The sequence below is a fragment of the Candidatus Thiothrix putei genome (assembly GCA_029972225.1).
GTDB lineage: Bacteria > Pseudomonadota > Gammaproteobacteria > Thiotrichales > Thiotrichaceae > Thiothrix > Thiothrix putei.
Map to the genome: position 1 here is coordinate 2,081,329 of CP124756.1, position 20,427 is coordinate 2,101,755.

Sequence of the window (20,427 nt, forward strand, 5' to 3'; positions counted from 1 at the left end):
TCCTCATACCAGTGAATGACAATGCATATATTAATGGTTTCAGACGTGTATTTTCCGCGTGTCAACGGTGTTTCCACTTCGATTCAAGCGTTTCGACACGCCTTACAAGCTGCTGGGCATCGGGTGACATTGATTGCCCCAGCTTATGCTGAAACGACGGCGGATGAAACCGACATTATTCGCATCAGCTCACGCAATGTGATTGTTGACCCGGAAGATCGCATGATGCGTATCCGCCATATCCACCGTTTGACGGAAACCTTACGGGCGGGGGATTACGACATTATCCATATCCATACCCCGTTCGTGGCGCATTACGCTGGGCTGAAATTGGCACGCAAGCTGAAGCTCCCGGTAGTAGCGACTTACCATACCTTTTTTGAAGAATACCTCTACAACTACATCCAATGGTTGCCGAAAGAGTGGTTACGCTACGTGGCGCGGCGATTTTCGCGTACCCAGTGTGCAGATTTGGATGCACTGATTGTCCCATCGACCGCCATGCAGCAAGTACTGCTAGGTTACGGGGTAACAACGCCCATGACAGTGTTGCCGACGGGGTTGGATCAGCAGGTATTCGCAGCGGGTGATGGGATGGCTTTTCGCCAGCAGCACGGAATTCCTATTGAACGCCCCGTGATTCTGTTTGTGGGGCGGGTAGCGTTTGAGAAAAATATCGGCTTTTTGTTAGCGATGACAGCAAGGTTGCGGGCAGACATTCCTGATGTTTTGTTGGTAATTACAGGGGAGGGACCTGCGGAAAAAGCCTTGCATAAACAAGTTCAGCGTGAAGGTTTGGCTGGGCATGTGATATTTGTGGGTTATTTGCACCGTGATGGCGAATTGCAGGCGTGTTACAAAGCGTCGGATGTATTCGTGTTTGCTTCCCGTACTGAAACGCAAGGGCTGGTGTTGCTGGAAGCCATGGCGTGCGGTACGCCAGTAGTGTCTACCGCAGTACTGGGGACGCAAGATGTTATGGGGGCAGGTCTCGGTGGCTTGGTTGCCCCAGAAAATCCAGCACTGTTTGCAGAACAGGTTAAATGTTTGTTGCTGGATAAAACTTTGTACACCCAAAAAACGCAAGAGACGCTGGCGTATGCGGCTACTTGGTCACACACCGCGCAGGCGGAGAAACTGGTAGCGTTTTATTACTCTGTCATCGAATTGACACACAAATAGGGTTAAATCGCCCGAATAAAATGGAATTCAGATAGGTTTAACATGAGCACAATCCTGATTGTCGATGACGAACAGCCCATCCGTAATATGGTGAGTTTTGCCCTTGGGCGCGTGGGGTTCACATTACGTGAAGCGGCTGATGCCGAGCAAGCTTACGCTGAAATTGACCAGCACCGCCCTGAACTGATCCTGATGGATTGGATGCTGCCCGGTGTGAGTGGTCTGGATATTGTACGGCGTTTGCAGCGGGATACCAGCACCCAAGATATTCCGGTGATTATGCTCACCGCTAAAGCAGAAGAAAGCGATAAAATCAATGGTTTCAAGGCGGGTATTGATGATTACATCAGCAAGCCATTTTCACCTGCCGAACTGATTGCCCGTATACAGGCGGTGTTGCGTCGTACCCAGCAAAGTCAATCGCGGGAAATACTGGAGTTTGAGCAACTGAGCCTTGATCCACTCAGTCATCGCGTTACCGTTAATGAGGTGGAACTCGACTTTGGCCCGACGGAATTCCGCCTGTTAAAGTTTTTCATGCAACACCCTGACCGTGTGTACAGTCGTGAACAACTGTTGGATAACGCTTGGGGGCGCAATGTGTATGTGGAAGAGCGCACAGTAGACGTGCATATCTTGCGTCTGCGTAAGGTGTTATCACCGTATGGTCTTGAACATTACATCCAAACCGTTCGTGGTGCTGGCTACCGTTTTTCACCGTCGACTTAAACACAACCGTCATGAAAACGTCACTGTCTTGCAGCATTGACCCTGCAAAATAGCAGGTATATCCACTGCTAAACGTGAGTTTTTGTGTCTAACCGCCCACTACAACTTGTTACTTCCCTGACCCGCTTGGCGGTTGTCACTGAGACGTGGCCACCAGAGATTAATGGGGTGGCGCATACGATTAGCCATTTAGTGGATGGATTGCGGCAGCGGGGGGGCTACCACATCCAGTTGGTGCGTCCGCGCCAATTGGCACAAGAAAAAGCCCGTAGCGAAGACTTGTTTAAGGAATACCTTGTCAATGGATTGACACTGCCTTTTTATAAGGAAGTCCGCCTAGGCTTTCCGCAATACAACACCTTGAAACGTTTGTGGAAAAAACAACGCCCGGACATCGTACAGATTGTGACTGAAGGCCCGTTGGGCTATTCAGCGATGAAGGCGGCAAAAAAGCTCGGCATCCCCGTGATCAGCGACTTTCACACCAATTTCGACCACTACAGCCGTTATTACCGTTTGAGTGGGTTTTTCAATCTGGCGAAACGTTATTTACGCCACGTGCATAACCAAACGTTGGTTACGTTAGTGCCGACCCGCGAATTACAGCAACAACTTACCGCCAGCGGTTATACCAAATTAGGCATTTTAGAGCGTGGTATTGATGTGCAACTGTTCAATCCACAACGTCGCAGCAGCACTTTACGTGAACGCTTCGGGCTGCATCCCGAACAATTGCTGGTGACGTTGGTGTCACGTATGGCACAAGAAAAAAACCTTGATCTGGCTTTTACGGCATTCCGTGCGATTCAACAGCATGTGCCGGATGCGCGTTTTTTATTGGTTGGTGATGGCCCGGAACGCAAGCGTTTGCAAGAAGCTCACCCCGATTGTCTGTTTGCGGGGATGCAAACGGGTATCGCCTTAGCAGAACATTACGCGAGTGGCGATTTATTTCTGTACCCCAGCACCAGCGAAACCTTTGGTAATGTGATTCTGGAGGCAATGGCCAGTGGTTTAGCGGTTGTCACTTTCAACTATGCAGCTGCTTACGAACACATTCGTCACGGTGAAAATGGTATGGCTGTGCTGCTTGATGATAATGCCGCATTTATTGCCACTAGTATTGAATTGGCTCTTGACCCCGATTTACGCCGCCGTCAAGGCGAATATGCGAGCCAGACAGCTCATGGTTTGAGCTGGGAAAAAGTCGTGGCACGCTTAGATCAAACCCTTCAAAACGTCTTGCGCGAGGTGCGCTATGAAATTGCTCCATCGGCTTAATGACCGTGAAATTCCTTTATGTTTGTTGTTCAACCGCATTAATCATTGGAAATCCGTTAGCCTATTGTTTGCTGCTGTCAGCCGTTTGGGTAACGGGGTGTTTTGGTATGTGCTGATGCTGATGCTGCCACTGATTTATGGCACAACTGCCGTGCCGGTATCTTTGCACATGGGTTTAGTGGGCTTGGCGGGAGTCTTGATCTACAAGTGGCTGAAAACCTCGACTGAGCGGGTGCGTCCTTACCATCACAACGGTGATATTTTCCAGAATGTTGCTGCACTTGATCAGTTTAGTTTTCCCTCTGGGCATACTTTACACGCGGTTGGTTTCACATTGATATTGCTGCATTACTACCCAGAATGGGCGTTGCTGGTCGTGCCGTTTACGGTGCTGGTGGCGTTGTCACGGGTCATTTTGGGGCTGCATTACCCTAGCGATGTGCTGATCGGAGCGTTTTTAGGGGCTGGATTAGCACAAGGCAGTTTCTGTGTGTTGTCTTGCTTATTTTAAGTGGGTATAGGTTATGACATTACAACCTGTGACGTTAGAAGGCCGTTTGGTGCGCCTTGAACCCTTGATTGAGTGGCATTTGTCCGACTTGTTGCAAGCGGCTCGTGACGAAAATATCTGGAAATACATGTTCTACGGTGATATGACCGAACGAGCGCAGATGGAAGCCTTTATTAATAACGCTATCCGTTTGCGTGAAGGCGGAACTGACTTGCCGTTTGCTGTCATTGATAATGCCTCCGGTCGGGCGATTGGCAGTACTCGTTTCCGCGATATTTGCATGAAACACATGAGGCTAGAAATCGGTGGTACTTGGTACGCGCCTGAATACCAACGCAGCGGGGTTAATCTTGAAAGCAAATACCTACTGCTACGCCATGCGTTTGAAACGTTTGGTATTTTGCGGGTGCAATTCAAAACTGATATCCGCAATGTGGCTTCACGCCGTTCATTAGAAAAAATGGGGGCGGTACAAGAAGGTATTTTGCGTCGTAGCGCGATTATGCCGGATGGTGTTATCCGTGATACGGCAATCTACAGTATCCTTGACACCGAGTGGGGCAGGGTGAAACAAGGCATTGAAGCCCGGCTGCAACGGAATAACCCGCATCATGCGCTTGCCTTATCAGAGTCAGGGTATTACCACTCACCACTGGTGAATGCAGCAACGAATTCTTTGCTGCCTTAGCGTTTCAGGAGATTTAGGTTTTCCGGTATACTCTGGTGTTTTCACCACTGTTTGGGATAGCTGCGCTCCATGAACCCTGATCTTGCCCGCTTGCAAGCCTACCCGTTTGAACGCATTCGTACCTTGCTGCAAGGCATTAGCCCTGCGGATTTGCCCGCAGTATCGTTGGCAATGGGGGAGCCGAAGCACCCGACACCGGCATTTATCGCTGAAGCCATTGCTGCGAATATGAGCGGTTTGGCGAATTACCCGTTGACCAAAGGCAGTGCAGCGTTACGTGAAACGATTGCTAAGTGGTTGATGCAGCGTTTTCAACTTCCGGCCGGTTCGGTAGATGCGGAACAACACGTCATCCCTGTCAACGGTACACGTGAGGCATTGTTTGCGTTTGCCCAAGCGGTGGTAGCACGCCAGGCGGATGCTGCGATTGTTATGCCTAACCCGTTCTACCAGATTTACGAAGGGGCAGCCTTATTGGCAGGGGCAGAACCGGTGTTCCTGAATTGCACGGAAGAGAACGGTTTTATTCCAGACTTTGCGGCAGTGCCTGCGGCGACATGGGCGCGTTGCCAGTTGCTTTATATTTGCAGCCCCGGTAATCCCACGGGTGCGGTGATGCCGTTGGAAACCTTGCAATTGATCCTGAAACTCGCGGAAGCGCATGATTTTATCGTCGCATCTGATGAGTGCTATTCCGAACTCTACGCCGATGAAGCCAATCCACCGCCAGGGTTATTGCAAGCGGCTGCGGCGATGGGCAATACGGCATGGAAGCGTTGCGTGGTATTTCATAGCTTGTCGAAACGTTCCAACGCGCCGGGGATGCGTTCCGGTTTTGTGGCGGGCGATGCCGCTATTCTCCAGCAGTTTTTGTTATTCCGCACGTATCATGGTTGCGCGATGTCACCACCCTTTCAAGCGGCAAGTGTGGCGGCGTGGGCGGATGAAGCACATGTGCTGGAAAACCGTGAGTTGTACCGGCAGAAATTTGCGGCAGTGATGGATATACTTGCTCCCGTGCTGGATGTGACCATGCCCCCGGCAGGTTTCTACCTGTGGCCTAAAACGCCGGTGGATGATGCTGCGTTTACCCGTGAATTGTTTGCCCGTGCACACGTCAATGTGGTTCCCGGTAGCTATTTGTCGCGGGAAGCGGGAGGGATCAATCCGGGGGCAGGGCGGGTACGCTTGGCATTGGTTGCCCCTTTAAATGAATGTATTGAAGCGGCGGAACGTATCCGGCGCGTCGTTGAAACCCTTTAAAATTTGGAGAAAAGAATGTCAGAAGTAAGCCAACTGCAAAGCATTATCGAAGAAGCCTTCGAGCGCCGCGCCGACATCAACCCGCGCAATGCTGAAAGCCCAGTTCGCGATGCCGTGAATGAGGCGTTGGAACTGCTGAATGCAGGTAAATTGCGCATTGCCACCCAACACGGTGTGGGCAACTGGGAAGTGAACCAGTGGTTGAAAAAGGCGGTGCTGCTGTCGTTCCGCTTAAACGATAACGAAGTGATGGATGGCGGTTGCACCAACTATTACGACAAAGTGCCTTCCAAATTTGCGGGGATGAGCGCGAATGAATTTGCGGCGGGTGGCGTGCGTGTGGTGCCAAATGCGATTGCGCGTCGTGGTTCCTATATCGCACCGGGCTGTGTGCTGATGCCATCTTACGTCAATATTGGCGCGTATGTGGATAGTGGCACGATGGTGGATACCTGGGCAACGGTGGGTTCTTGTGCACAAATCGGTAAGAACGTGCATTTGTCCGGCGGCGTGGGCATCGGTGGCGTGTTAGAGCCAGTGCAAGCAGGCCCTACTATTATCGAAGACAACTGCTTTATTGGCGCACGTTCGGAAGTCGTCGAGGGTGTGATTGTGGAAGAGGGCGCGGTGATTTCGATGGGCGTTTACATCGGTCAAAGCACGCGCATTTATGATCGCGAAACCGGCGAAGTGATGTACGGGCGCGTTCCGGCGGGTTCTGTGGTGGTTTCCGGCAACTTGCCCTCCAGCGATGGCAAATACAGCCTGTACTGTGCCGTTATCGTGAAGAAAGTTGATGCAAAAACCCGTAGTAAGGTGGGTATTAACGAATTGTTGCGGGATATTTGATGGTTTCGGCTGCCTGTATCATGACAGGCAGCCATTTTTCATAAATATATATTAAATACAATGCTTATTTAAGACACAGGTACTGGTACTGAAGAGTCGAATGTCGAAAAATCAGCTCCAATTGGGCGAACCCGATAATAATAGCGAACGGTAGTAGGCGGTATTGCATGGGTAAACGTATTACCTGAAACTGGTGCTGCTACTAAACTATAGGCTTCGCATGTGTCGCCGAATGGGGTGCTGCTGACGGTACAACGCTCAATGAAGAATGGTACATCCGTTCGCCCATAAGTCCAGTTCAAGGTGACATTATTGCCGGATTTTGTTGCGGTCAAAACAGGTGGCGCAAGCGTGGTCACGTCGACAATGCCAGATGGCTCTGATAGCTCAGTGATCTTAGAAGTTTTACCGTTAAATATTACACTGACATCACGGTAAGCTCTTACCCTAAAACGGTAGGTTCCCGGTGAAGATACCGAAATAGTTTTGGTGGTAATGCCAGAAAGAGTCGTGCCAGCAAGCGTAAATGTGGAGCACTCCGCATTCGTACAACGTTCAATCCTGAATCCGGTTTCATCGCTACTATTGTCTGTCCAGTTAAATCTGAGCTTTGTACTACTCAGGGCTTGTGCTACAAGGTTTGACGGAGCAGTTGGCAGTGCTGGTGTCCTCAGCGTAACAGTTGAAGAGAAGTTGGAATCAACCGCCTTGATTTTGATGCCGTTCACTGTCTTTTCTAAGGATCTTTCTGCACTGACTCTGTAATTGAATACCGTGTCTGGTTTCGGTGGTGTTATACCATTAAGCAATTCTGTCTTATTGGCTGGTGCGGTGAATGTACTACCATTGCTACCACAAACCTCACCTTGGCATTCCTCGCGGTAGATACGGAATAGGGTTTCGTCTTGACTGTTGTCAGTCCATCTGAGAATAACCTTGCTGCCGCTCAACGCGGCTGAAGTCAGCATACTGGTTGGTTCTGTTGAAGGGGGAATCAAAACTGGGGCATTTGGCAATGGGAGCGTGGTTGCATTTGCTGAACTTGAATAGTCGGAATACAGACGGTTGCTTGTTGTTCCCTTGTACGCCCGCACTTTGTAATAATAGGTGGTATTAGGAGCAATCGGTAGTGTGGCTGTGTTGGTGTTCTGGTAAAGAATGGTACTTCCGCTACCTGTCCTTCTGCTAACAGAAACGAGGGCGGGGGCAGAACAGTTTTCCTGTGCGGTGCAACGCATTAACTCAAAGCCTACTTCATCAGTGCTATTGTCCTGCCATGTAACCGCTACTTTACTGCTGCCAATTTCTGTGGCAATAAGATTGGTTGGCGCTGGCAGTGCAGGTGCTGCTGCTACGGTTGCTTCAGCCGGAGCGGAATATTCCGAGTAAACCGTATCTTTAACTGCTCGTACACGGTAGGTGTATGTGCCGGGTGATAGTCCGCTGTCGCTATAGGTACTCACATCGGGGGTGGGGGCAGTCGTGTGAATTTCGGTGAAGGGTGGAGCCGCTTCGCCAAAACAGGTGTAGGTGTTACCTGCACAGCGTTCAATGCTGAAGCCGGTTTCATTGTCGCTGTTATCCGTCCAGGCTAGGTCCACCTGATTACCTGTCGGTGTGGCGGTGAGATTCGTTGGTGCTGCTAGTATTGGGTAGGCAAAAACCTGTATCCGGTGGTTTCCTTCGTCTGCAACATAAACTTCACCATTGTCGGTAGTGAGTATCCCCATGGATTCACCGGAGGATAGCTGACCATCCCCGTTACCATTGGCTCCCCATGAGCTAATAATGGTTGAGGAGCCATCCATTTTAGTGATTTTATTTCCAGATCCAGCACTGAGTGTGGCATACAGGTTATGGTCTTTGTCGACAGTCAAGCCACGCGGCGATACCGTAGGATGAAAAGGAGCGTTCATGAGCGCAAGGTTGTATGTTGGTGGAGTCGTCGTCGTAATTTCATTGAAGGTGTATTTCCAGATGCCACTGCCGGGGATATTGTTGATACTGGTGTACACGGTTGCTTGTGAGCCATCTGATGGATTGGCATCGACGGCAATGCCGTTAGCCCTTATACCATAATAGCCAATATCACCTTTTGCTAAAAATTGTCCTGTATACTTATTGAAAACCTGAATTTTTCCATTGTAGTCATCGACTACAAATACGAAATTTTCGGCTACCTCGATACCTACAGGTGAAAAAAGCTGACCATCTGCACCGTTATAGAGCGTGGAACTTCCCCACTGAGAGGTGGTGTGGTTGGGGGATACATCAGGTGGGAGAGCGTTGGGATTTAGCAGCTCACCTTCCAATGTAAACTTTTGGACTTTTGACGAATTTGCTCCGTTAGACGAGGGAGTAGCAGGGCCTTCCACGACATAAACCACATTTTCATCAATGGCGATACCTGTAGGTCTAAGAGGGGCAGGGCTGGTAGACCATTTTTTGATGAAAGTCCCCGTCTTACTGAATTTCTGGATACGTGTATTGCCTTTGTCCGCCACATACACATTACCTGCACTGTCGACGGCGACATCAGCGGGTTGTTGGAGATTGCCATCACCATTAGATGGTGTGCCGTTGCCCCAGTTTCGGACTAATGAGGGAGGGTCTTCCGCATTAGCTGCGGGGGTGAAGATTGTGAGAGTCAGTAAGAGTAGGCCAAGCCAGTATAGCTTGGGGTGTGTGCTTGCGATATTCATAAATAATCCTCCATTTGTATTTTATAAATAAGATAATATTATTTACATTTATTTATTAGAAGATAAAATTTACAATCAAAAAGTATTTTTTATGTTGTTTTTTAGATAAGTACTTATGCAAAAGTTTTTCGGAAAAACCACCCCTTACAAATCAATCGGTTACGATTGCAAAGTTCCGAGTAACTTATGCCTAAGTACTTAACTTATTTTGTTTGTCTTGGTTTTGAAAATAAAAGGTTTTTTTGATTAACTTATGACCAAATTTCTGCTTATTATGTCCTTTCTTAATACTAGTGCAATATCCGTTGTAAGGCGCGGTATTTAGGTGCTGCTTCTGGCGCTTGGTTGATATGTTCTTTTATTCCCCAGCTACCATAAGCCTGATAGGTGCGCGGCGCTGAAAACGCCACAAACAAACCATTGCCGGTGATTTTCTGCCAACCTTCCAGAAACTCGACGTACAGCGCTTCCATTGGTTGGGCGCGGTTAGCACCAATGTATTGCGGGTTGGGGAAATCGCGGATGGAACGGGATTTGCGATCCACCAAGTGTTGCCCGCCTTCGTAAGCGATCAGTCTGATACCGTATTGTTTAGCAATATCAGCCTGTTTTTGTACCCGGTCGAGGACATTTTGAATCGAGTAGGCATTACGTTCGTCCTTCAATAAGCGGAAGATGTCTTCCGTGGTGCGTACTTCTCCTTGCTGCTTGTCATGCACATAGAAATAGGGGGCTATGGCTAAGGCATCCGTGTGTTGGTGGGCGTTGCCATAACTGAGCAATAAAGCGCTGAGTTTCGGGTTGGCTGCCCAGCTTCCCAATACCCTTACCAGCCGGTCGGTATTACCAAAGGTTTGCTGCCAGAGACGGAATACCTCCAGCGACCGTTTGATGTAGTACTTGTGTCCCGCCTGTGCGGGATCAGTGTCGAGCTTGTGCTGTGTTCCCATTTGTTTGGTGTAATGCGCTTGGGTGAAAACAGGATTCCACGCTTCGTTGGTGTATTCCACATAAGCTTTTAAGTGAGGACGTAGGTGCTGGCGCACATAATCAGCGTATTGCTGCACCAAATGGTCATCAGCAGCATGGGGGATATTAAACCATGCATCAGCGTTCAATTGATTTGCCAATTTAACCATCACTTCCAGTGGTGCACCCCGACGGCCTTCTGCACCAGCCCACGTCGCTTGTGACATGCGCGGCATCTGTTGCCATGAAGTGAGCGGGTTGCGGGTAATGCCTGACATGTTCATGAAGCGGAGGGTTTTGAAATCCTTCATAAACGCTAAATAGTCGGGGTTAAATAAGATACTGTCATGATGAGTCACGAAGTCGCGGTAATCGTCATCGCACTCACCCGCACTGTTGACCCGTTTGAATGGGTTGTTGGCACAAATGCCGCCGGGTAATAACACCCGGATATTGCGCAAGTGATTGTTCGTGTTGGTCTGGGTAATACGCAGGGTGACTTTGAGGTAACGGTCTGTACCCGCCGCAATCTGGATAATGTCACGCCCAGGGCTGCTGCGCAGTACGGTGGCGTCGTCACCGTACTGAAGTGTGCCTTCCCCGTCATACAACACGGTATACGAGCCTTCTGGTAAAGTACCAACAGGTAGCCAGTGGATTAAGTTTGTGCCTGCTTGCCCACCATTGAGGTTTTGTGGCCAACCGTCAACGTCATATACGATATTGCCATGAGTGAGTGAGCTGTCGGCTTCATCGAAGGGCAATGCCATTTTGAACAGATTGACGAATGGTACACTGGAGTCAACCTGCATGATTTCATTGGTATTCATACCCACGGGCAAACGCGCAGCAAAAACAGGATTATGAATGGAGAAAAGACAGAATATGCCAAAAGACACCATTCCACGGTATTTGGCTGTTATGGACATGGGTAATTCCAGTAAAGTTTACAAAGTGGGTAAACTATAGCATGTCTGCCTTTGGGGTATTTGCAGTATCAGATTTTACTAATATACTAAACACTGGTTTGTTTTGGGGAACGTTATATGCGATATGTACGAAGTGCGGTCATTGTCAGTTTGCTCAGTCTTGCCGCTGTACCGGCGGTACAAGCTGCTGGCTGTGGCACGAATGCAGGTGCAGTTAATCAAAAAGCAGAAGTGCACCTTGAGTCTATCGAGAAATATGCTGAGAAATATGGGGTTAGTGCCGACATGGTTAAAGCCGTGATCGCGGTGGAATCGTGTTATAACAGCACTGCTGTGTCCCCGAAAGGCGCACAAGGCTTGATGCAATTGATTCCGGCAACGGCAGAACGTTTCGGGGTATCGGATGCTTTTGACACGCGTGAGAATATCCACGGTGGAACCCGTTATTTGAGTTGGTTGATGAAGCGTTATGATGGCGATTTGTATAAAGCCATTGCAGCTTATAATGCAGGTGAGGGGGCCGTGGATAAATATCAGGGCATTCCACCTTATCATGAAACGCAACATTACGTGCGTAAAGTACTAGCCGTGTATAACGGTTTGAGTGGGCAGGAGATTGCTTTACCTGTGGTAAATACGATGGTGGGGAAGCAAGTTAGTTCCAAAGCCAAGCAAGCCTTGTCAGTGGGTAAACCAGGGCGATCCGGCTGGCAAGTAAATAAAGCGAAAGCGCCTCATTTGTTTAAGCATTGAGTATTTTGGTGAGGTTTGTACTATTCGATGAACAGTGACTTCTTTCCCTTTTTCTGCTACAACCAATCAATTTTTTGAGGCAAAACCGTTGAGTAGTGACCGCAGCATCTACCGCATTTCCTTTGTTAACCAAGACAAAATTTATGAAATCTTTGCTCGCCAAGTTTATGAATCCGATTTGTACGGTTTCGTTGTGGTAGAAGAAATTGTTTTTGGTACCCAAAGTACTTTGGTCATTGACCCGGGTGAAGAGCGTCTCAAGACAGAGTTTGAAGCGGTGAAGCGCAGTTTCATTCCTATCCATTCCGTGATTCGTATTGACGAGGTGGAGCACACGGGCGTTAGTAAAATTCATTCGCTGGAAGGGGGGAGTGTGGCTGGAAATGTCAGCCCGTTTGCCCGTCCTGCTGGCAAGAAGAAAGACTAAAGTTTGGTCTTCACCAACCGTTTTCAGATAACTCTGCTATTATACTCCGATGATTTTTCGAGTGTGTGGAACGGCTGAATGAACCGGAAGTGGTTACATTGGCTGCCGATAGTGTTGTTGCTTGCTGCGGTGTTATTTGGATATAGCACCACGGTTGATAGTGCATTCAATGCATGGAAGCAACAATTTCGTGAGGCTGCTATTGCAGAAGGTATTCACGCCGAAACGGTGGATAGTGCTTTGCGAAGTCTGTTACTGGACAAAAAAGTCTTACGCTTAGAAGCTCATCAACCTGAATTTACTAAAACTGTTTGGGAATACCTCGAAACAGCCGCTTCGCCTGAGCGTATTGCTAATGGGCAAAGACTCCTGCGCGATTATACTCCTCTATTGCAACGTATCCATGCTCAATACGGTGTACAGCCTGAATACCTCTTGGCAATTTGGGGGTTAGAAAGCAATTTTGGCAACCATACCGGGCGCTACAGCATTGTTCGTTCCTTGGCGACGCTGGCGTATGCAGGGGAAACGCAACGGCGTGAATTTTGGCAGAAACAACTCATTGCAGCGCTAAGAATTGTGCAAAATGGCGATATGCCGCCGATTTCGATGCAAGGTTCGTGGGCAGGCGCTATCGGGCACACCCAGTTTATTCCCACAACGTTTGAAAGCTACGCGGTTGATTTTGATGGCGACGGGCATCGCGATCTGGTGAACAGCATCCCCGACGCACTGGCTTCCACCGCCAATTATCTCGCCAGCTCCGGCTGGGAGCGCGATCAGCCTTGGGGTTTTGAAGTGCGCTTGCCTGCTAAATTTGATTGGTCACAAGCGGATGTGGATTTCTGGTTGCCATTGAATATCTGGGGCAAGATTGCGGGCGTCACCGCCGTCAATGGACAGGCGTTGGATAGCAGCACGAGTAATGCGTTTGTACTATTGCCAGCGGGATATCGCGGGCCAGCGTTTTTGGCATTGCGCAATTTCGATGCGATTCTCAAGTACAACAATGCGCAAAACTACGCGATCGCCGTCGGGTATTTGGGGGATCGTATCCAAGGCAAACCGCCGTTGTCGGCAACGTGGCCTAAGGAGGAATTACCGTTGAGCCACGCTCAAAAAGCCGAGTTGCAGGCATTGCTAACCTCGGCGGGTTACAGCACGGATGGGGTCGACGGTAAGTTAGGGCCAAATACCCGTTCGGCGTTACGACGCTGGCAAATGGATGCCAGTTTCCCCGCTGACGGTTACGCTACCTTGCAACAATTGGAGGTATTACGTCAGCGTGTCGCAGCGTCAACTCCCCGCTAAACGTACCGCCAACATGTGTTCACACGGCCCCTGATTCAGCTTGTTTTGAATATAGAAGTGGCAATGGCACTTCGCTTCCACCAAACGCATATCCGCATCCAGCGTAATCTCCGGCTGGTAAGTATGTGCATTATCAATCACTTCACCGCGCACTAACTGCCGTCCATTTTGCTGCGCTTCACGTGCCACCACCGTCACCAATCCCGCCTTACGGAAGTTATCTGCTTTAGCTTCACGCTCGTTGCTGAAACGCAGCTTATCCATTGGCAACGGATCTTTGCTGAGTTCGCGGAGGCGGTATACATCCTTATCCATGTCATACAACACCCGCCCGTATTGCGAGTAAATCCCCAACGCCGATTTCACCGTCAGCACGTCCAACCCCAGCCGCAACGCCAGCGACGTGGCGCTTTCCTGCCAAGTAGTCTGCAATGCCGCAAACACGCGCTCAGCGGTCACGCTATCCACTTCCCCACGCGGAGCCATCAAATCAAAATTGCCCATCCGCGAAAAGTCATTGGCACTCCAACCCGACAAACCCAAGGTAAACGTCATGTGTTCCATTTCCGCGACCCAAAAGCTCGGCAAACCCGACCCCAGCAAACTCACACGGAAATGTTTCACGATGGGTAGCAAGCGTTCCAGTATGAACAAACGCCGCCGTCCCCAAATCCGCACTTCCTGCGCCGCATTGCCGGTGTAAATACTGCGCGGACAGATCAAGGTTTCGCCCCACGGATCAAATTTCACCTGAATCGGCTGATCCGGTGTCAGGCAAAACCGCAATGAACGTGGGCCAGTCTTTTCCTTGTGCCGCTTCAAAAACAGCAAGATATTGTACATATCCATCGGGTGCAGCGTGAATCCGGTAAACGGCAAGCTCATCGCCGAACTGACTTGCAGGAAACCGCGCACCCAACTGTCGGGTAGGTCGATTTTCTCTTCCTTGAAGTCATCGCTCAGGTCGGTTTTCACCTCAAATCCCGACGGATCAATCACAAATTCGGTACGTTTGTAATCGCGGATTTTCTGAAATTCCTGATACAACTCGTGTGAATAGTCGATATTGGTCGTGCCGTAAGCGTGTTCGCGCACATTCTGGAACACTTCGTAACGGCAGCTCAGTTTGCCGTAACTGGATTCGTCCTGCGAAAAGCATTCAAAGAAAATACTGTCAGGGTGAACCGTAATCACCGGATCGAGCACAAACCACGCATCCATATCGTTCTTGTACAAATACTGGAAATACTTGGAACGCGCCGTATAAAACGGCGACAAAACGGCACTTTCAGCGTGTTGCACTTCGCGCATTTGCTGGCGTAATTCATCCAGTTGCGCTTTGATTTCCCCCTGTTTTGCCATTGCTTCCGCTAAAAACACATCCTCTTGCGCTTTCAACCACGCTTTGTAATCGGACTTGTCCTTGGGCTGGAAGCTCATATCCGACACCACCACCTGATGCAGCGCGGACATGGCTTCGCGGAACGGGATATGTTGCCCCAAATCCGCCGCAAAAAATGTCGGGTTACGCAACGCATCCGGCACGAAGGACATGCTGGTTTCACGGCTATTATTCGAGACTTGCGAGTTGCCGTTATATTTTCTGGAAAACTCCATCAGAAAGCCCTCACTGCGGGTGCGATCACGCGCACTGGCGTTTGTTGGATGCCGTAGCGGTTTTGCAATTCAAACAAAGTCTTGATGTAGCGTGCTTTATCAGCAATCACGCGACTCAACGACTGTTCGCTAAACAATGCCGCCACCATGCGTGCCACTTGCTCATCCTTGCCGGATTCGGTGAACAGGAAGGCAATCACGCGATCTTTGACCAAACGTCCGCGATTCACCTGTGACAAAACCGTATTGAAATAGCCTTGCAACTGGAGGATGGTATCGGGTTTGCCACTGGCGTATTGCTGCAAGAAATTCGACACGAACAATTGCACGTTATTGGCAGGGTGCTGGCTGAGTTGCAGCAAATAGGTTTCGCCTTCGCCTTGTTCAAAGCCACGCAATACCAGTTCTCGCCCGAATTGCTGCACGTCGTGATAGACCTGATCACAGACCGCAACGACACGCTCGCTTGTCCAAAAGTCCGCATCAAACGCTGCAAACAGCGCAATCGCTTGGGCGCGGGTATCGTCCCAACGGTTGTCCAAAATCCGCACGGCTTCGGCGAATTGCTCCGTCACCCGCGTAGAATCCGCTTGCAACGCTGCCATTGCCCACGTCCGCACTTGCAAGGTGGGGATTTTGGTCAGCATCGCCAACTGCTTGATCGAGAACGCATCGGCAGGGTGTGCGGACAAAATGATTGCCCCCGCCCGTTCCGCCAATTTGCTTTTTGCGGTCAGCAAACGCCACAGCAAGTTTTGATCAATTTCGGCATGAATCGGCGCAACCGCTTGCACAATCGCCAGCATGTCGTCGCTGTAACCCTCGACAGGTTCGGCTTTGAACAGCACGGGCAGAATGTGCGCGAAAATGTCTTTCTGGAAGGCTGCATCGTTGACCGACAACACCGCCAGCCGCGCACCACGACGCAATTCGGCATTTTCATCGGTCAGTGCATTGAACAGCAGCACACGGTATTCGCGTTTTTCGGCATCGCTCAATTTGCCAATCAGCGCAATTCCCAAGGCTTGCAGCGCAGGTTCGGGGCGAGCCAATAACAGCGGCAACAGCGTATGGTTGTTGGGCATCGCGTACACGTAATTCTTGGCGAACAACTGCACATCATCGTGCGGCGAGAGCAGTAGATTCAGCAATAAATCCGGCTGTTGCGCAAAATGCTCCGGTGTCAGATTTGCCAAACCGTGATGGCGGATAGCGGCAAACTGCGCGTTCAACAGTGCGAATACCACTTCAGTTTGCTGCAAGCTATCGCGCAAATGTTCCAGTGCCAGCAGCGCGGTATTTTCGTAAGGGCGCACCACCAGTTCCAACCACGTCGCTTGCGTTTGTTCCTGTAAGAACGCGGTTTGCGGTTGCAGGCGGCGGTAGGCAAAATCGTTCACCATCGCTGCTTTGCAATGGCGCAAAACGTAGAGCAAATCCTGCCCCGCATACGCCCACAAAGTGGCAAATGCTTCCGGCTGATTGGCTTCGTTTTGGCGATTTTCCTGCAAAAACCATGCACCCTTATAGTCTTGTTCGTACAAGTGGCTATGGCGATGCAGGATGAAATTCATGGCCACCAAGTCGGGGAAATGAATCAGTTGTTTTTTCGGGGTATGTTGTGCTGCTGGTGAGGCATCGTCTGCCAACACCAGAATTTCCCGCGCCAGTTGCAAATAATCGTTGGGTGAAAACTTACCTAAGTTGCGTAAATGACGCACGGTACGGCGGCGCAAATAGCGTTTGCTTTGCTGGGTGAAACTGGGATTTTCGTCGCGCCAGCTTTGCCGTCTGCCATCGTCGGGCGTGGTTTCCAGCCGATGATTCAAGATCGCCAGCGCGGCGTGGTCATCCAAAAACTCTGCCATTTTGTAGAGCTTGCGGAAGGATGCGGTAAACGATTGGTTGACCGGCGCATGTTGGATAGCGGTGAATGCTACTGCACGTTTGTCCGGCGCAATGCTGGCAAGCGCATACAAACTCACCACTTGCTGGCTGTAATGTTCCAGCAATTGTTCTTTGGGTTGGAGGGCTTCTTGGCGTAAATCGGCAAAGCGATCCATGAACAGGCGGCGCACATGGTATGCCAGCGAGGTATCGTATTTGCTGCGGATGACTGGGCTAACTTCGTGTTGGTAGCCATAGAACCAGCGGTCTGCATTGATCGTGGGGACGATGCGCTTGACGACATCATCATACGCATGGTGGGTGCGCAAAATGGCATAGCATTGTTGCAAACGGTCGGCGGAGACTTCTTGCTGGCGTTTGCTTTGCAGCTCGTAGTAGTTGATCACCCGCTGCCACAAGCTATTGAGATTTTTCACTTTGCCGGTGGCTTTCAGAGCATTTTGCAGGTTGCGTTTGGTATCACCCCAGAGGTATTGCACATTGCCTTCGTTGGCGCGGGCAATATTCCAGGTATCGTTTGCCAGCACAGTTTCCAGATTCATGCCTGCCAATAGTTGGGTGTACAGGTCGAAATCGGCTTGGTATTCGTGCTTTTTCTGATCCAGCAAGGCGTTATAGTGGTAACGCAATACGTCCATAATCGCGGGTTCGAGTTCCGGCACGGAGGCTTTGTTGGCTTGGATTGTGGCGTAACTGGTGGCATCGACACGCAGTTGGATGAAATCCTGATCCGCATCCGCCAACACGGTTTGGCTTAACGCTTGTTCGACAGCGGCGTTCAGTCTGTGCCAATGCAGCACTTGTTGGATGTACGCCCGATCTTCCTTGTTCACACGGTCGAAGGACATCGCGGCGTAGTGGTCGAAGGCTTGGATGGCTTCAATGGCTTGCACCGCATCCAGCGTTTGGTCGAATGCTGGCAAAACGCTTGCTGGATCTTGTCCGACTTGCAAGCACGCAAACTGGTACAAATGTGCGGGGATTTTGTCTTGAATCTGTTGCAATACGGTAAACGCGGCACTGTCCTTGGTACGTCCCGCTGCCCATGCGGTGCTGTAATACGTCATCGCATCGTCTTTGGCTTTGGCGGGTAAGTTGGCAAGCAAGGTTTGCAGGGCCGGGGCGAGTTCAAGAATGCGCAATTCGCCCGCTTTCCAGACGCTGCGGCTCAGGCTGTAGCCGTCAATCAATCCTGTACTGTCAGCGTGTGTATCACCTTCGGCAAACTTTTGCAGGCGTTCGAGAATTTGCTGGTCGCGGCTTTGGGCTTTTTTGCCTTTGCGTGGCGCGGCGGCGGGTTGTGCGGCGGCACTAGCCCCGATGGTTTCGCCCGTCACGGGGTTGTAGCCCATCAGCACTTGGTAGCCTTTGTTCATCTTGCTGACCAGCAGGCTATCGGCGACTTTTTTGGCTTTGGCAGAATCCACGGGCGCGGTGGTTTTGCTGCCTTCGGTTAACGGTTTGCCGGAACGTCCGTAGCGGAAATTGACCAAATAGCTGTCATCGGCGGCTTCCACCATGTCAACTTCGTACACTTTGTCGGACGTGCCATCCTGAAAGCGTAGGGTAGTACGGCGAATCAGTTTCATGATTTACCTCTCAGTAATGACATCAGTGTAGATACCAAACCTTGTGGTTGGCTAGGTGTTGCAGGCGTTGTGGCGGGTGCAGATTCGGTCGTAGTTTCCACAGCTTCGGGTACAGACAGACCTAGTGCGGCTTGCACTTGTGGTAAAACATCGCGGTGTTGAATCGTGTCATCCAGCGTCGGGGCTGGCTTGATGGGGGCAACGTGCATCGCTTCCAGCGGTAACTTGCCTTGTGCAGCCCGTTCGCGGAATTGCGTATTAGTGAACTTCATCGCCACATTGGGTTTGCCGTGTTTTTGCTGGATAGCGGCAATCTGTTCCAGAAACCGGCTGCCTTTTTCGGGGTTCACCATGCGCACGTAATGCGCGTAACTTTTGATGCTTGCCAAAATGTTGTAACCGTTGCCCCAGCTTTTATCGCCGTAGCCGTCTTTGTCGATCTGGAACAGCAGGGCGCGGAATTGCTTGAGCTTTTTGTTATCGACTGACAGGTATTGGTTGACCACAATGCCCGTCACTTCCTGCTTGCTACCCTGTTTCATAATGCGGGTTTTGTCGGGGTGGACGTTGAAACCCTCCGCTGTCACCGTGGCTTTTGCGCCGTACAACAGGGCGGGAACGGCGGCAGTATCCGTACCAGAAAACGTCAAATCGTCGGCGTAACGGGTGTAGGCGAAGCCGTGTTTGGTCGCCAAGCCTTGCAAGCGTTTGTCCAGCGTGCGGCAAATCACATTGCTCAAAGCGGGGCTGGTCGGTGCACCTTGCGGCAAACGGCGGCTGGTGCTGTTGAGGTAATAACGTTGCCCGTCCATTTCCACCGTTTGCGTATCGGCTTCGGAACACAGCAGCGCGAGCAACGACGCGACTTCGTTATTGTAGCCGAGTTGTGCAAACGTGCCTTTGATGCGCGGGTAGGTGACGGTGGGGAAAAAGTCTTTCAGATCCATATTGATCACGACTTTTTGCGCCAGATGCGGCTGGGCATTGCTGACTATGCTGCGCCCTGTGACGAAACCGTGTGCTTGTTCGGTGAATTCCAGCGGTTGCAGGATAGTGTCCAGTACCCAGTATTGCAGGCGTTTCAAGCGCGGCATTGGCGCGGAAATCAGGCGTGTGCCGCCGGACTTTTTCTGCATCGCAAAATGTTGGTAGTGGCACACCCGCGAGACTTGATTGCTGTAGGTCAGAAAACGCAATTCGTTGAGGGTAATGCCCATGCCTGCGGCGAGTTCGGCGGCGTTGGAATAGATGGGTAAGCCGAGGCTGTTGAGGCGTTCGGCATCGGACACATCATCGACGGCGGCGGGTTTGAATCCGGCAGCGTCACCGAGGTAATGGATGTGGTTTTGCTGCTTTTCGTGCCAAGCCTGTGCGCGTTGGTAGCGGTCGACTTCGCGCTTGACCTTGGTATCAATGCGTTGCTGACGCGCCGCTGCCATGCGTTCTTGGTGGATGGCTTTGAGGGCGGCTTTGGGGTCAGTAATTTGCGACGATAAGGCATTGATTTGGCGTTGCAAATCGCCACGGCGTTTGATCAGGGATGCTGCCAGCGTTGGCTGTGCGTCTTCCTTCCAGTAGCCCAAGCGTTGCATCTCGCTGAGGATGTATTCATCCTTGGAGGTTTCTTTAATCTTATCGTAGAGTTGCTGGCGGGTGAGTTGGCTCATGCAAATCCCTGATTTTTCGTTATTTTTAATGAAATAGCCGACACGAAGTCGG

General features: G+C 50.6%; 15 protein-coding genes. 10 read left to right on the plus strand and 5 right to left on the minus strand.

Annotated features, from left to right (window positions below; all coding sequences use genetic code 11):
- Positions 1-33: 33 nt before the first annotated feature.
- The 7 genes from QJT81_10655 (at position 34) to dapD (ending at position 6,503) form a co-directional block, all read left to right on the plus strand.
- Positions 34-1,182 (plus strand): glycosyltransferase, encoded by a 1,149-nt coding sequence (locus QJT81_10655; GenBank protein WGZ96390.1) that lies wholly within the window; start codon positions 34-36, stop codon positions 1,180-1,182.
- 42 nt (positions 1,183-1,224) lie between these two features.
- A complete protein-coding gene (gene phoB / locus QJT81_10660) occupies positions 1,225-1,911 on the plus strand; it encodes a phosphate regulon transcriptional regulator PhoB (GenBank protein ID WGZ96391.1) in 687 nt (228 codons plus the stop codon).
- 84 nt (positions 1,912-1,995) lie between these two features.
- Entirely contained in the window at positions 1,996-3,192 is a 1,197-nt protein-coding gene (locus QJT81_10665; GenBank protein WGZ96392.1) for a glycosyltransferase family 1 protein, read from the plus strand.
- Positions 3,170-3,703 carry a phosphatase PAP2 family protein gene (locus QJT81_10670; GenBank protein WGZ96393.1) on the plus strand — a complete coding sequence of 178 codons (534 nt, stop codon included), beginning with the start codon at positions 3,170-3,172 and terminating at the stop codon, positions 3,701-3,703. Before QJT81_10665 ends, QJT81_10670 begins: the two co-directional genes overlap by 23 nt.
- A 13-nt stretch (positions 3,704-3,716) precedes the next feature.
- Entirely contained in the window at positions 3,717-4,391 is a 675-nt protein-coding gene (locus QJT81_10675; protein ID WGZ96394.1) for a GNAT family protein, read from the plus strand.
- 69 nt (positions 4,392-4,460) lie between these two features.
- Complete coding sequence (gene dapC, locus QJT81_10680; GenBank protein ID WGZ96395.1) at positions 4,461-5,654, plus strand: succinyldiaminopimelate transaminase; 1,194 nt, start codon at positions 4,461-4,463, stop codon at positions 5,652-5,654.
- Between the two features lie 15 nt (positions 5,655-5,669).
- The gene (dapD, locus tag QJT81_10685; GenBank protein WGZ96396.1) at positions 5,670-6,503 is read left to right on the plus strand and encodes a 2,3,4,5-tetrahydropyridine-2,6-dicarboxylate N-succinyltransferase; all 834 of its coding nucleotides are present in this window, start codon (positions 5,670-5,672) and stop codon (positions 6,501-6,503) included.
- Between the two features lie 68 nt (positions 6,504-6,571).
- On the opposite strand, the gene QJT81_10690 is transcribed toward dapD, so the two are convergent.
- Positions 6,572-9,205 (minus strand): hypothetical protein, encoded by a 2,634-nt coding sequence (locus QJT81_10690; GenBank protein WGZ96397.1) that lies wholly within the window; start codon positions 9,203-9,205, stop codon positions 6,572-6,574.
- Between the two features lie 290 nt (positions 9,206-9,495).
- Entirely contained in the window at positions 9,496-11,103 is a 1,608-nt protein-coding gene (locus QJT81_10695; GenBank protein WGZ96398.1) for a hypothetical protein, read from the minus strand.
- Between the two features lie 117 nt (positions 11,104-11,220).
- Between QJT81_10695 and QJT81_10700 the strand changes: the two genes are divergently transcribed.
- The 3 genes from QJT81_10700 (at position 11,221) to QJT81_10710 (ending at position 13,594) form a co-directional block, all read left to right on the plus strand.
- Positions 11,221-11,856 (plus strand): lytic transglycosylase domain-containing protein, encoded by a 636-nt coding sequence (locus QJT81_10700; protein WGZ96399.1) that lies wholly within the window; start codon positions 11,221-11,223, stop codon positions 11,854-11,856.
- Positions 11,857-11,944: 88 nt separating this feature from the next.
- On the plus strand, positions 11,945-12,283 hold the full coding sequence (locus QJT81_10705; protein ID WGZ96400.1) for a DUF1820 family protein: 339 nt from the start codon (positions 11,945-11,947) through the stop codon (positions 12,281-12,283).
- A gap of 78 nt (positions 12,284-12,361) precedes the next feature.
- A complete protein-coding gene (locus tag QJT81_10710) occupies positions 12,362-13,594 on the plus strand; it encodes a lytic murein transglycosylase (protein ID WGZ96401.1) in 1,233 nt (410 codons plus the stop codon).
- Here the strand turns inward: QJT81_10710 and QJT81_10715 are convergent.
- Genes QJT81_10715 through QJT81_10725 form a run of 3 tightly spaced genes read right to left on the minus strand, consistent with a single transcriptional unit; the run spans position 13,580 to position 20,375 of the window.
- The gene (locus QJT81_10715) at positions 13,580-15,211 is read right to left on the minus strand and encodes a hypothetical protein (protein WGZ96402.1); all 1,632 of its coding nucleotides are present in this window, start codon (positions 15,209-15,211) and stop codon (positions 13,580-13,582) included. The two genes, QJT81_10710 and QJT81_10715, sit on opposite strands and share 15 nt — an antisense overlap.
- A complete protein-coding gene (locus QJT81_10720) occupies positions 15,211-18,708 on the minus strand; it encodes a hypothetical protein (protein WGZ96403.1) in 3,498 nt (1,165 codons plus the stop codon). Before QJT81_10720 ends, QJT81_10715 begins: the two co-directional genes overlap by 1 nt.
- Entirely contained in the window at positions 18,705-20,375 is a 1,671-nt protein-coding gene (locus QJT81_10725; protein ID WGZ96404.1) for a reverse transcriptase family protein, read from the minus strand. Before QJT81_10725 ends, QJT81_10720 begins: the two co-directional genes overlap by 4 nt.
- Positions 20,376-20,427: the final 52 nt, after the last annotated feature.

Coding starts and splice junctions, on each gene's coding strand:
- QJT81_10655 (WGZ96390.1), top strand. CDS start 34: ATGGTTTCAGACGTGTATTTTCCGCGTGTCAACGGTGTTTCCACTTCG.
- phoB (WGZ96391.1), top strand. CDS start 1,225: ATGAGCACAATCCTGATTGTCGATGACGAACAGCCCATCCGTAATATG.
- QJT81_10670 (WGZ96393.1), top strand. CDS start 3,170: ATGAAATTGCTCCATCGGCTTAATGACCGTGAAATTCCTTTATGTTTG.
- QJT81_10675 (WGZ96394.1), top strand. CDS start 3,717: ATGACATTACAACCTGTGACGTTAGAAGGCCGTTTGGTGCGCCTTGAA.
- dapC (WGZ96395.1), top strand. CDS start 4,461: ATGAACCCTGATCTTGCCCGCTTGCAAGCCTACCCGTTTGAACGCATT.
- dapD (WGZ96396.1), top strand. CDS start 5,670: ATGTCAGAAGTAAGCCAACTGCAAAGCATTATCGAAGAAGCCTTCGAG.
- QJT81_10690 (WGZ96397.1), bottom strand. CDS start 9,205: ATGAATATCGCAAGCACACACCCCAAGCTATACTGGCTTGGCCTACTC.
- QJT81_10695 (WGZ96398.1), bottom strand. CDS start 11,103: ATGTCCATAACAGCCAAATACCGTGGAATGGTGTCTTTTGGCATATTC.
- QJT81_10700 (WGZ96399.1), top strand. CDS start 11,221: ATGCGATATGTACGAAGTGCGGTCATTGTCAGTTTGCTCAGTCTTGCC.
- QJT81_10710 (WGZ96401.1), top strand. CDS start 12,362: ATGAACCGGAAGTGGTTACATTGGCTGCCGATAGTGTTGTTGCTTGCT.
- QJT81_10715 (WGZ96402.1), bottom strand. CDS start 15,211: ATGGAGTTTTCCAGAAAATATAACGGCAACTCGCAAGTCTCGAATAAT.
- QJT81_10720 (WGZ96403.1), bottom strand. CDS start 18,708: ATGAAACTGATTCGCCGTACTACCCTACGCTTTCAGGATGGCACGTCC.
- QJT81_10725 (WGZ96404.1), bottom strand. CDS start 20,375: ATGAGCCAACTCACCCGCCAGCAACTCTACGATAAGATTAAAGAAACC.